An 11,314-nucleotide genomic window follows, 5' to 3' on the forward strand; every position below is an offset into this window, starting at 1 on the left:
TATTCGTGCTCATACTTGTCCCAAATCTTATGCTTGGCGTCGGACATATTAATCATTGGTACAAAAACCGCTCTTGAATTTTCCAGAATACTTTTAAGCATGGAACAAAATCCTTATTAATTTTGTTCCATGCTTTTTAAGTTAACCCAGTATTTAATACCATCACAGAATAATCCCTAAATTCAAAAATTCGTCCTTTATAAAGATAAGTGGCGCCATACTTTTGTCGATAGTACGTAATCACATTTTTTAATGTTTCAACATCGATTTCCAAAAATTCAGCACAAGAATAATGGTTGCTTAAGCCAGCTTCAGAGCAACGAATTAAATCGTCTAATGTAACTAATTGCTCTAAGGCCACATTGCGGGCTTTCAACTCTTGCTTCCGATTTTCTGTACAATTTTGATTTAAAATAGTGCCAACGGATGTTTGATAATGCCCGTATTCCTCGGCTAAAATATTCTTCTTTTGACGGGTACTCAATGTTTTTTCAATATAAATTTTGCCATTTCGATACAACCCATAACAACCTGTTTGATTGTATAAATCAATTTCTAAAACCGTCACATCCTTTTGAATGGAACTGACGAGTTTTTCATAATCATTCACTTTACCATTCACCTGCCATTACTTAATAAAAAGAGTAGATGGGAAGTTAATCCTCTTTTTTGTCAGAAGAAATCGATTGTTGATATTTGGCATCAATTTCATCCAAGTAATCGTGAATTTTCTCGATTTCTTCTTTTGAAAATATCTTTTCTGGATCCCCAGCGTGGGCAGCCAGTGTCATTTCGTCACGGCGAGGGAATGAGAGAATTTCTGCTTGCGTTTGTTGTTCGTGTAATTGTTGTTCGGCAAATTGATAAACTATGGCTTGTCGTTGGGGCTCTAATTTTTTATAAATGCGGTCGATAGTTGAGGCATTTTTTTCCATGGGAACTTCTTGTCCCATCAACCAGGCCTCATTAATGTCTAATGCATCTGCAATGCGATAAACTTTGTCTTGTTTTGCTTCGTAACGACCAGCTAGCCAATCGCTGATTGAAGATTTACCGATACCAGTTTTTTTCGCTAATTCACTAGGTTTGATGTTCTTGGCTGTTAAAGCCTCTTTTAAACGGATAGCAAAAATGTTCATATTTCCGAACCTCCTATTGCCTCAAAGTATACTATACCTGTTTAGAGAAGGCAAGTAACAATCGCAATTAAAATTAGAGGTTCATAAAACCGAACTTATGAGTTGACAGTGAAAATATTTGATGCTAAGATAGAGCCATTCAAATGTTCGGTTAACTGAACTATTTTTTTGAACACTTTGTTCGGAAAACCGTATTTTTGTAGAAAGGGTGAAGAAATGAGTCAGAACTATAAAAAAACGTTGTCGGATATGTTACTTTTAGCAATTATTTTATTAATAAGCAGTGTCTCAATAAAAATTGGGGCCATCGTGATTGGTATGATTGGCCTCATGGAATTACTAACAGAGTAACAATAATTTAGTCAAAAGGAGAGAAGAGGATTGGCAGAACGACGCATGTTTGCAAAAACGATTATTGATAGTGATGCATTTTTAGATATGCCCTTATCAAGTCAGGCCCTGTATTTTCATTTAGCGATGCGTGCCGATGATGATGGATTTATCAATAATCCCAAAAAATTGCAGCGAATGGTTGGTTGTGGGGAAGACGATCTAAAATTGCTAATGGTTAAAAAATTTATTCTAGTATTTGAAAGTGGTGTGATCGTTATCAAACATTGGAAAATTCATAATTATATTCGCAGTGATCGTTACAAACCAACCTTGTATCAAGAAGAGAAAAATCAGATTATTGAAAAAAATAGCAAAGCTTATACGTTTAAAGCAGAATCGTCTGTCAGTGGTCAACTAGCTGACTACCAACGGTTACCACAGGAAAGCATAGTCCAGTCTAAGTTAGGTCAGAGTCAAGGTAGTAGTTCAGAAAACGATTGTTTAAAGATGATTTATCATTTTTATGAGGAAAACGGCTTTGGTACACTGGCCTCAAAAACAAGCCAAGATTTTAAGTATTGGTTGCAAGATTTTATACAAAAAGGGTCTAGCCAAGAGGAAGCATGCCAATTAATCTTGCATGCTTTAGGAATTGCCGTCGATCGAAATAAACGGAATTACGGCTATGTAAATGCTATTTTGAAAAGTTGGGAGCAACAAAATTATTTATCCGTACATGAAGTTCTGGTAAATGATAAAAAACAAGTGTCGGAGCATGCGCCGCAAATGACAGAAGAATATCAAGAGTTAGGTTTTTAAAGAAAGGAGGAAATCAGTATGCATGCGACAGATCAAACTTTTCAAATACTATTGAGTCAATTGTTAGAAAAAGTTGAAGACCGTTGTCCTGAATGTGGCAGTGAACAATATGTTTGGCAACAAAAAAATAAAGATGGCACAGAACGTTGTGCCCCAACTTGTTGGTCGTGTGGGTATAAAATGCTAAAAAAACATGAACAACAAGCCAATCAACAACGTTCTCAAGAGAGTTTTATGGCACGTACACAAAAATTTTTTCATCAAGGGTCCTTAATTGCTGATGATGCGCTACGGCAATGTCGTTTAACCAATTACCAAACCACTGAATTAGAAACAAGACAAGCAAAAGAACGGGCCTTAGCAGCAGTTTCAGCGATTGTTGAAGAAAAGCCAATTCACGTTATTTTTTCAGGGAAACCTGGTGTCGGTAAAAGTCATTTGGCTATCAGTATTTTAGTTGAAGTCTTAGAACGCTCTGCATATCAAAAGTATTGTTTATTTGTCAGCTACTCTGAGTTATTAGAAAAACTAAAAATGTCCATGAATGAGTCGACCAAAAGCCAAGCAAAGGCTCAAGCGTATATTACTAGAATGAAAAAAGCAGACGTTTTGGTCTTAGATGACTTAGGTGCTGAATTAGGAATTAAAAATAAAGTTAGTACGGATTTTAATAATGACATCTTAAATCGAATTTTAGAAGCTAGACAGAATAAAGCAACTATTTTTACTACTAATTTTTCTGGAAAACAACTGGTGGAGGCCTATGGAACACGCATTATTTCTCGTCTAATGAAGCACGCCAGTGGCTATGTTTTCCAATATAAAGACACAACAGACAAACGAATGAGGAGTGTGAAATAAATATGTTAACAATTATTATTGGGTTTATCTTTTGGACAATGACACTAATGTTAGGTTATCTAATTGGTGAAAGAGAAGGCCGTAAACATGAGTAATTTAACAAAACGTAAAAAAGATTTATTTGAAATGAAAAGCGTTGTATTTAAAGATATTTCAAAGCAACAAAGCGAAAAAGCACAAAAAAGAAAACGACTCTTACAACTAATGAATCAATATCCCGATTGGGCAAGTCAAAAAAATAAACTTATTATGCAGGAAATTCAAGAATTAGGACAAGCAATCGGTAATTGGTCGATGGATCAATCAAGACCCATCCAATCCATCAAGGCCGCATCGTTTACAAAAAGCGAGTATCTCTATTTAATTTGGCTCGGTTATTCAGATGAAGCGATTCGTCACGGCTTAGACATGTCGAAAGAGTGTTATTTTATTTATCGATTAACACTTTTAAATGAATAAAAGTAAAGGAGATTAACCAATGCGTACGTCAACATTTAATTATATCAAAGATATTTTAGCAGACTTTTATAAAACAGATGAGTATATCCGTCAACGGGAAGAAGAATTACGGCACCCTTATCAAGAAGCAGATTTAAATGCTGGTATTAGAGGACAAGGACTTCACTCTGTAGTGACCGAACGAATGGCGATTACGATAGCTATGGATCGTCGTCTGTGGAACTTAGAGAGAAATCGAGACATTATCAAAAATTGTTTAGCTGAAGCGGATGAACAAACGCGCGTGATTATTGAAGAACTATATATGAAAAAACGGCCCTCTTTAACATTAATTGGACTTGCCCAGCAATTATTTATTAGTAAAAGCCAAGCCTATAAATTAAGAAATCATTTCTTTGAAGCGGTGGCGGATGAACTAGGGATGTAAACATGGAAAAAGCGTGGAATTTTTTCAGGTGTCAACATGGTAAATTAATAGTGTCGAAAGAGATAGATAAACGTGAGGCAACCAAAAAAATGAAGACACGGAATTCTATGATTTTGACTGCTTTCTTGTGTCAGCTATGAAGGAGCAGAAAATGCCGGCTACTTTCAAGATCCTTCATTTTGACTAGAAGAGAGCCAATTTGTTAACCAATCCTGAATTTTTTGAATGGAAAGGTGGCGCTAAAAATGAATGAAGCGGAACAAGAGTTATATGAAGCCCTTGTTGCAATCTGCCAGACGTCAGGATTTTTGTTGCTAGAGGAACTGCCGACAGATTTACCAGATCAGCCATTTGTTTACTTAGGTGATAGTAAAGAATTACCTAAGCCAACTAAATCAGCTATTTTGGGAGAGATTGAATTAATAATGCATGTTTATGGTGCGTTATCTGAACGACAACAAATTTCTACAATTAAAGGAACGATTTTACGGCAGGCAACTAGTAACTTAAAACGAACGGCTCATTTTAATTGGGGTATCAAACATCAAGAAGTCAAAGCACAAATGGTAAAAGATACCAAACAAATGAAAAAAACAATTTGGCATGCTGTACTACCATTACACATGCAATTTTACTAGGAGGAATTATCAATGGGAGAAGTTATGCAAGGAAAAGACCGTATTTTATTAGTTCGTCGCTTGGATGAAGCAGCGACAAAGAAAGCAATGAAACCCTTATTTCAAATTGAACATGAATGGGAATTCTCACGTGAATCGAGCGGTACGCAAACAAAAGATGGCGTTGCGAATGCTGTATCTGGTTTAGAAGTTACGTTATCGTTAAGCGGTTTAGCCTCTCGAGATGATGAAAATTTATACATGAAAGACGCAGTTGAAGATGGCATCTTAATGGAATTTTGGGACGTTGATTTAAAAGGTGAAAAAAATGCGGAAGGTAAATATCCAGCAATTTATGCCCAAGGTTATGTAAATTCATGGAGTTTACCAGCCAATGTAGAAGAATTAGTAGAAATCGAAACAGAAGCCTCTATTAATGGCAAACCACAAGATGGTTTTGCAACAGTAGAAGCAGATATTATTGCGGAAGCACAATACGCGTTCCAAGATACTGTTCCAGATAAAGCACCACAACCTGGCGAATAATCAAAAAGTGTTGAATTTTAGGAGGATAAAAAATGAATTTAGAGATTAACGGAAAAACAATTGAAGTGAAATTTACGATTGGCGCGATTCGCGAATTAGATAAACGTTACCAAATTGAAAATGGCACTGCCAAATTCGGCATGGGCATCAGTTCAGCAATGATTTATTTACGCCAATACAATCCAGTAATCTTAGTTGACATCATGGAAGCTTTACAAAGTGGGCAATTAAAAATAGGTAAGTCGGAAATTGAAGCATGGTTAATGACCCAAGATGTCAAAAAACTTTCAGATGATTTGCTTAAAGAAATGGGAAAGCAACCTCTTACAAAACCAATGATCGATCAGTTCAGCAAAGAAGCGAAGAAAGCAGAAGCGCAAGCAAACAACTAATTAAAACGAGCGATGACGTGTATCACGACATCGCTCTTTCTGCTTTTCGCTACTTAGGCTGTCGTTCATTTGAAGAAGTGGACCGGATGACCATGTCTGAATTTGAATTACGAATGATTGCTTTTAATTTAGCAGAAGTAGATGAAGAGCGGAAAAGGCACGAGCTTGCCTACTTAAATGTTAAAGCGCAAGCGACAAATAAAAAAGGAAAACCCGTTTTTGAAAGCTTTAAAAGTTTCTATGATTATGAAAAACGAGTTGCTGAAGTTCTGGCAGCTAACCAGCCACAACGAACGAAATTAAATGAGCGGAAAAAAACGCAACTTGCCACTGTGGCAGAGCGTCTACGCCGCTATCGAGAAGGGAGGAGAGTAGATGGAGAATGACAAAGAAAAAACGCCGTTGTCGGAGGCAAAGAAAAGCCTTGCAGGCGTCCAACAAGCATTAAAAAGTATGAGCGGTGAGTATGCCTTATTAAGTGGATATTTAGGGAAAATTAGTGCGGGTGTCAATCAGTCAGCCACGGTCATGAACACATTTAAAACCGTCATGCAACAATCTGGAGAAACAGTGAAAAAAACAGGAGACGAAACAGCAAAGGCAGCAGATCAAATGAACACAGCGTTAACAGATTCTGCTGAACAAGCCGGTGAAGCAGCTAAAAAAGCGGGGAAAGAAACCTCTGATGGCTTTACTAATGCACAAAATAATATGCTGAGCTTTGGGACGGCCATGACTAGTGCCGTTTCCTTACCTATGCTGAACGTTTTAAAAACAGCTATGGGCGTCGGTGCTGGGGTCAGTGGCGAATTTCAAGGAATGCAAGGACTGATTATGGCCAGTGCAGGAGGGATTTCTGATTCATTGCAAGGCGAGTTGCAAGGGGCATTGACTCAGATGAATCAATCATTTGAAGCGGCGGCACAAGTGATTCAAAGCGTGATGGCTCCAGGAATGGAAATTTTGGTTCAAGTGGTTATCACAGTCGTCAAAGGCATTACAGCTTTGGTGAATTTATTTATCAAATTACCAAAACCCGTCCAAGTTTTTATTGTTGCCATTATGGGCATTTTAGCCGCCATTGGGCCCATGTTGATTATGGTAACGATGGCTCAGCAAAAATTTCAACAGTTTAGTGATGGTTTGGTTCTTGTAAAAGGAAACATTGGGAAGTTAGGTGGTGGCTTATCAAAACTAAGTGCTAGTTTTAGTGCCTTAAGTGGAGGACCATTAATTTTAATTGTAGCAGCCGTTTTAGCAGCGGTAGCAGCGTTTGTTTATTTCTATAAAACCAATGAAACATTTAGAAATAGTATCAATAGCTTAGCTAGTGCCATTCAAGGAGCTGTTTCAGCGGCGTTTGGCAAATTGGTAGGATTGCTACAACAGATCCAGCCGGCCTTTCAGCAAGTAATGGCAGTTTTTAAACAATTTTTTGCAGTAGGCTTAGAGAAAATGGCGACTATTTTTTCAACAATTGGTCGTGTGCTAGCAGGCGTTTTTGCCAGCGGTTTGCAATTAGGTAGTAACTTATTAGGGCAATTTGGTGGCACCTTTGACAAAGCTGGTTTAGCGGTTGGTCTTTTGGTAAAAGTTCTGACAAAAGTTGCACTGGCTGCATTAGGAATTTCTGGTCCGTTTGGTCTAATTATTTCCTTGATTGTTTCATTCGTGACGGCCTGGATGAAAACCGGTGATTTGAGTGCGGGTGGTATTACCCAAGTCTTTGATAATTTAGGTAACACGATTACATCGGTTACAACAATGCTTGCGGCTAATCTACCGAAAGTTATACAACTTTTTACAACCGTCTTAACCAGTATTCTCGGGAAAATAACAGAAGCTATTCCAAGCATCGTAACCGCGTTATCTAGTTTAATTACGTTAATTGTTGGTGCGATCGTTGCCAATTTGCCAGTCTTAATTGAAGCGGCAACGCAAATTATTACTACGTTGATTCAGGGGATTACAACAGTCTTACCAATGTTGATAGAAGTTGGTTTGAGCTTATTAATGACTTTAGTTAATGCGATTGTCACCGCCTTGCCAACAATTACAACTGCAGCGATTAATATCATCACTACATTAGTGACAGCGTTTGTCACAGCGTTACCAATGCTAGTTACAGCAGGTGTTTCAATTATCACGGCCTTAGTCAATGCATTTATTACTATGTTACCGTTGATTTTGACTGCTGGTTTACAAATTTTGATGGCATTAATCACTGGGATTATGACGATTTTACCTCAGTTAATTCAATCAGCGCTGACGATTATTCTAGCGTTAGTGACTGCGTTGGTAGGTGCCTTACCACAGATTATCAGCGCAGGTGTCAAATTGTTAATGGCGTTAATTCAAGGGATTATTTCGATTTTACCAGCCTTAGTTGCGGCAGCTATTACCTTAATTTTGACATTGGTAAATGCCTTAATTGGTGCCTTACCACAAATCATCAGCGCAGGTGTTAAATTGCTAATGGCCTTGATCCAAGGGATTATTTCAATTTTACCGCAATTGGTTACTGCAGCAATTACGCTCATTACCGCTTTAATGGGTGCGTTAATCAATGCGTTGCCACAGTTATTAAGTGCTGGGATTCAACTGATTCAAGCCTTAATTAATGGTGTACTCAGTCTATTGGGTGCCTTGTTGTCCGCAGCAGGAACATTAATCTCACAAATGATCACGAAGATTGGTTCTTATTTTGGTCAACTGTTAGCTTCGGGCGGACAGTTAGTTGAAAATATCAAAAATGGGGTTACCAATGCAGCCGATCAGGTAAAAAATGCCATTGGTTCTGTAATTGAAGGTGCTTGGCAAGCAATCCAAGGTTGGTTTTCAAAATTCACCGATGCCGGTGCGAATATTGTCGGTATGATTGCTGATGGAATTACAGGCGCAATTGGAAAAGCCAAAGAAGCAATCGATGGGGTCGTCAGTAAAATTCGTAACTTTTTACCATTTTCACCAGCAAAAGAAGGTCCCTTATCTGATTTGCATAAATTGAATTTCGGCGGCACGATTGCCACGGGGATTTATGCAGGCGAAACAGCCGTTAGTAGAGCAATGGCTTCTATTTTAGACTTACCGCTGTTAAATGATTTTGCCTTGGACTTAGCTGGTCGAGGAAACTTCACGGCAACGATTGACCATCGTTTAGAAAATGATGCATACAATCGACCATTATTTGTGACAGTAGAGTCAACGTTAGATGGAAAAGTTGTCGCAGCTACTACGGCGCCTTATTTAGCAACGGAGTTACAACGACAACAAGTGAAACAAAATAACCGCTTAGGAAGGAGAGGATAACATGTATAAATTTGTTGATACCAATCAAGCAACTCATTCAACGCCTCTTCCTTCAGAAGCGTTGAATTTTAACGGCCAATTTTTAGAAAAAGTCATCCCTGGTTATCAAACATTATCAGTTTCAGGACGAGAATTAGTTCCAAGCGAAATTGAAAGCTATCAATTAGGGATTCGTGATGGTAAACGTCACGTTTATGCGCGAATTCCAGAACGAGAATTAACAGTCAAATATCGCCTTTCAGCTGTGAATAATGAAGCGTTTCGAGATGCATTTAATCATTTAAACGTTGCTTTGTTTACGGAAAAAGACGTTTCTATTTGGTTTAACGATGAACCGGAAATGCTGTGGTTTGGCAGTAAGTCTTCAGTGAGTGATGTACCCGAAGGTGTTAATCAAGTAACAGGCACCTTTACTTTATTGCTTTCTGATCCGTATAAATATACACGGAGTGATGCGACTAGTGTGATGTGGGGTTCGCCAACCATTACATTTCAAGCGAATTACTTAATGGGGAATACAGGCTCAGGTGCAGTTGATTTTCCAATTTTAATTGAAGGCGGGGCTTATTGGGGATCAACCATGATTACCTTTCAAAATCGGGCCTACACGATGGGGGATTTAGGCAAAGAAGTTCGGCCAATTGAAATTTATCCTACGGTCGAAGGATTAAAAGTCAAACCGACCATTATTTTATCAGGAACCGGACGTGGTGTTTGGATTAAAACACGGAACGATACAATTAACTTAGGAGACTTTGATCGTTCGGAAATTATCATTGATACTGAAAATTTTTATCTGACAAAAAATGGTGCACCGATGATTCGACCAATGAACGATTTTTATCTATATCCCAATGAACCGCTGTATATTCAAGCCAAAGATAGCGACTTCCGCTTGACGATTCGCTATCCTAACCGATTTGTGTAGGAGGGTGATTAAATGTTAATGGCGCTGGATTTGAAAAGAACATATACGGCAATCTTGGATAATGCCTATCAAGTCAGTTATGAAAAAATAGAGAACAAAATTGGCAGTTTAGATTTTACCATGCCGCTAGATGATCCTAAAAATGAATTTATTGCAGAAATGCAATGGGTGGAACTGACCGACAATGAGAATGAATATATTGGTTTATATCGCGTGATGCCAACCACAATTAAGAAAGATGCGAACAATAATCAAATTCACTACTCTGCCACAGAAGCATTATGTACCTTAGGCGATACTGTCCTATTTGGTTGTCACGAAATTAAAAACAAAACAACGAAAGAAGCCATTCAATTTCTATTGAATAAACAAAAAACAAAGCATTGGGTCCTGAAAAAATGTGATTTTTCAAGGAAATTAACCTATAAATGGGAGAATGAAAATGGGCTAGTCGAGCCTTTATTTAGCATCCCAGCCGATTTCGAAGAGGAATATCTTTGGCAATGGAATACAGAGGTCTATCCTTTTGAACTTTCATTAGTCAAACCGCCAACAGAACCAGTTGCGCGAATTCAAGAAGGTTACAACATGCAAGGATTTGAAATAGAACGTAATCCCAAGATGCTAATCAATCGGATTTATCCATTAGGTTCAGGCGAAGGTGTTAACAAAGTCAATATTCGCTCGGTCAATCAAGGGGTTCCGTATTTAGAGAACAAGGCCGCAATTGACCGCTATGGTTTATTGGAGTCAATTTGGGTGGAACAGCGTTTTTCTGATCCCAAGGCATTGAAGGAAAATGCTTTGCGAATGTTAGAAGAATGGACCAAGCCACAAGTTTCTTGGGTAGTGACTGCAGCTGATTTAATTAAATTAACAGATCAACCTTTAGCAATCGATCGTTTGCGGTTGGGCACGGTTATCATGATTAATACGAATGAGTTTGGGAGTGTCAACCTTCGTATCAAAAAAGAAAGTAAAAAAGATGTCTTTGGTGCCCCCCAAGACATTCAGCTAGAGTTGGGAAATCTGCAAGAAACAATTCATAGTACCATGACAGCTTTCAGTCGGAAACAAGAGATTAGCGAAACTTACGCACAAGGGGCGACGACACTTTTAAATCGTTCAATACAAGGAGAACTTAGCAAGACACAGCCAGTGGAGCTGAATTTATACTTTGACGAGGACATTCTTTATATAAACACCGCAGAATTAACGTTCAAGGCAACTGCTAAAGGACCTTCGCATTCTGTAACGAACATTGATTTGGTAGTGGATGGCAAAAAATTACCCCAACTATCATTGCAACAACAACGGCTAAACATTTTGAGTTATTTACGAAAAACAACAGATGGAAAAATCGAACGCGGTAATCACACGCTTCAATTTTTCTCTCATCAGCCACTATGGTTGGATGCTTCGGTCATCTGTCGTGTGTATATTCAATCCCAATTGGGGGGCCAGTTTTAATAAAATAATGAAAA

14 protein-coding genes are annotated in these 11,314 nt (G+C 38.2%); 12 read left to right on the plus strand and 2 right to left on the minus strand.

Annotated features, from left to right (window positions below):
* Nucleotides 1-136: 136 nt before the first annotated feature.
* Nucleotides 137-622 carry a toxin gene (locus AB3I34_RS01390; RefSeq protein WP_002382232.1) on the minus strand — a complete coding sequence of 162 codons (486 nt, stop codon included), beginning with the start codon at nt 620-622 and terminating at the stop codon, nt 137-139.
* 34 nt (nt 623-656) lie between these two features.
* A complete protein-coding gene (locus AB3I34_RS01395) occupies nt 657-1,139 on the minus strand; it encodes a helix-turn-helix transcriptional regulator (RefSeq protein ID WP_002357856.1) in 483 nt (160 codons plus the stop codon).
* Nucleotides 1,140-1,307: 168 nt separating this feature from the next.
* On the opposite strand from AB3I34_RS01395, the gene AB3I34_RS01400 reads away from it, so the two are divergent.
* From AB3I34_RS01400 to AB3I34_RS01455, 12 genes are all read left to right on the plus strand, one after another.
* Nucleotides 1,308-1,490: a hypothetical protein gene (locus AB3I34_RS01400; protein WP_078127098.1), complete on the plus strand. Its 183-nt coding sequence runs from the start codon at nt 1,308-1,310 to the stop codon at nt 1,488-1,490.
* 45 nt (nt 1,491-1,535) lie between these two features.
* Entirely contained in the window at nt 1,536-2,291 is a 756-nt protein-coding gene (locus AB3I34_RS01405; protein WP_025189360.1) for a DnaD domain protein, read from the plus strand.
* An 18-nt stretch (nt 2,292-2,309) separates the two neighbouring features.
* On the plus strand, nt 2,310-3,152 hold the full coding sequence (locus AB3I34_RS01410; protein WP_010712350.1) for an ATP-binding protein: 843 nt from the start codon (nt 2,310-2,312) through the stop codon (nt 3,150-3,152).
* Between the two features lie 66 nt (nt 3,153-3,218).
* The gene (locus AB3I34_RS01415) at nt 3,219-3,611 is read left to right on the plus strand and encodes a hypothetical protein (RefSeq protein WP_002360492.1); all 393 of its coding nucleotides are present in this window, start codon (nt 3,219-3,221) and stop codon (nt 3,609-3,611) included.
* A gap of 19 nt (nt 3,612-3,630) precedes the next feature.
* Nucleotides 3,631-4,038 carry a RinA family phage transcriptional activator gene (locus AB3I34_RS01420; protein WP_002360491.1) on the plus strand — a complete coding sequence of 136 codons (408 nt, stop codon included), beginning with the start codon at nt 3,631-3,633 and terminating at the stop codon, nt 4,036-4,038.
* 221 nt (nt 4,039-4,259) lie between these two features.
* Nucleotides 4,260-4,676: a hypothetical protein gene (locus AB3I34_RS01425; protein ID WP_002382237.1), complete on the plus strand. Its 417-nt coding sequence runs from the start codon at nt 4,260-4,262 to the stop codon at nt 4,674-4,676.
* Between the two features lie 12 nt (nt 4,677-4,688).
* Nucleotides 4,689-5,201: a phage major tail protein, TP901-1 family gene (locus AB3I34_RS01430; protein ID WP_002365550.1), complete on the plus strand. Its 513-nt coding sequence runs from the start codon at nt 4,689-4,691 to the stop codon at nt 5,199-5,201.
* 32 nt (nt 5,202-5,233) lie between these two features.
* Nucleotides 5,234-5,593, plus strand: coding sequence for a tail assembly chaperone (locus AB3I34_RS01435; RefSeq protein ID WP_010712351.1), 360 nt, complete (start codon nt 5,234-5,236; stop codon nt 5,591-5,593).
* 17 nt (nt 5,594-5,610) lie between these two features.
* Complete coding sequence (locus tag AB3I34_RS01440; RefSeq protein ID WP_002361692.1) at nt 5,611-5,979, plus strand: hypothetical protein; 369 nt, start codon at nt 5,611-5,613, stop codon at nt 5,977-5,979.
* The gene (locus AB3I34_RS01445) at nt 5,969-8,902 is read left to right on the plus strand and encodes a phage tail tape measure protein (RefSeq protein ID WP_010712352.1); all 2,934 of its coding nucleotides are present in this window, start codon (nt 5,969-5,971) and stop codon (nt 8,900-8,902) included. The genes AB3I34_RS01440 and AB3I34_RS01445 overlap by 11 nt, the downstream gene beginning before the upstream one ends.
* A 1-nt stretch (nt 8,903) precedes the next feature.
* Entirely contained in the window at nt 8,904-9,830 is a 927-nt protein-coding gene (locus tag AB3I34_RS01450) for a distal tail protein Dit (protein ID WP_002377703.1), read from the plus strand.
* A 12-nt stretch (nt 9,831-9,842) separates the two neighbouring features.
* Nucleotides 9,843-11,300, plus strand: a complete 1,458-nt coding sequence (locus AB3I34_RS01455; protein WP_002397217.1) for a phage tail protein — start codon at nt 9,843-9,845, stop codon at nt 11,298-11,300.
* Nucleotides 11,301-11,314: the final 14 nt, after the last annotated feature.

The sequence above is a fragment of the Enterococcus sp. C102(2024) genome (assembly GCF_040888205.1).
In the GTDB taxonomy this organism is placed as follows: Bacteria; Bacillota; Bacilli; order Lactobacillales; family Enterococcaceae; genus Enterococcus; species Enterococcus faecalis.

Coding starts and splice junctions, on each gene's coding strand:
- AB3I34_RS01395 (WP_002357856.1), bottom strand. CDS start 1,139: ATGAACATTTTTGCTATCCGTTTAAAAGAGGCTTTAACAGCCAAGAAC.
- AB3I34_RS01445 (WP_010712352.1), top strand. CDS start 5,969: ATGGAGAATGACAAAGAAAAAACGCCGTTGTCGGAGGCAAAGAAAAGC.
- AB3I34_RS01410 (WP_010712350.1), top strand. CDS start 2,310: ATGCATGCGACAGATCAAACTTTTCAAATACTATTGAGTCAATTGTTA.
- AB3I34_RS01435 (WP_010712351.1), top strand. CDS start 5,234: ATGAATTTAGAGATTAACGGAAAAACAATTGAAGTGAAATTTACGATT.
- AB3I34_RS01450 (WP_002377703.1), top strand. CDS start 8,904: ATGTATAAATTTGTTGATACCAATCAAGCAACTCATTCAACGCCTCTT.
- AB3I34_RS01405 (WP_025189360.1), top strand. CDS start 1,536: ATGTTTGCAAAAACGATTATTGATAGTGATGCATTTTTAGATATGCCC.
- AB3I34_RS01420 (WP_002360491.1), top strand. CDS start 3,631: ATGCGTACGTCAACATTTAATTATATCAAAGATATTTTAGCAGACTTT.
- AB3I34_RS01455 (WP_002397217.1), top strand. CDS start 9,843: ATGTTAATGGCGCTGGATTTGAAAAGAACATATACGGCAATCTTGGAT.
- AB3I34_RS01430 (WP_002365550.1), top strand. CDS start 4,689: ATGGGAGAAGTTATGCAAGGAAAAGACCGTATTTTATTAGTTCGTCGC.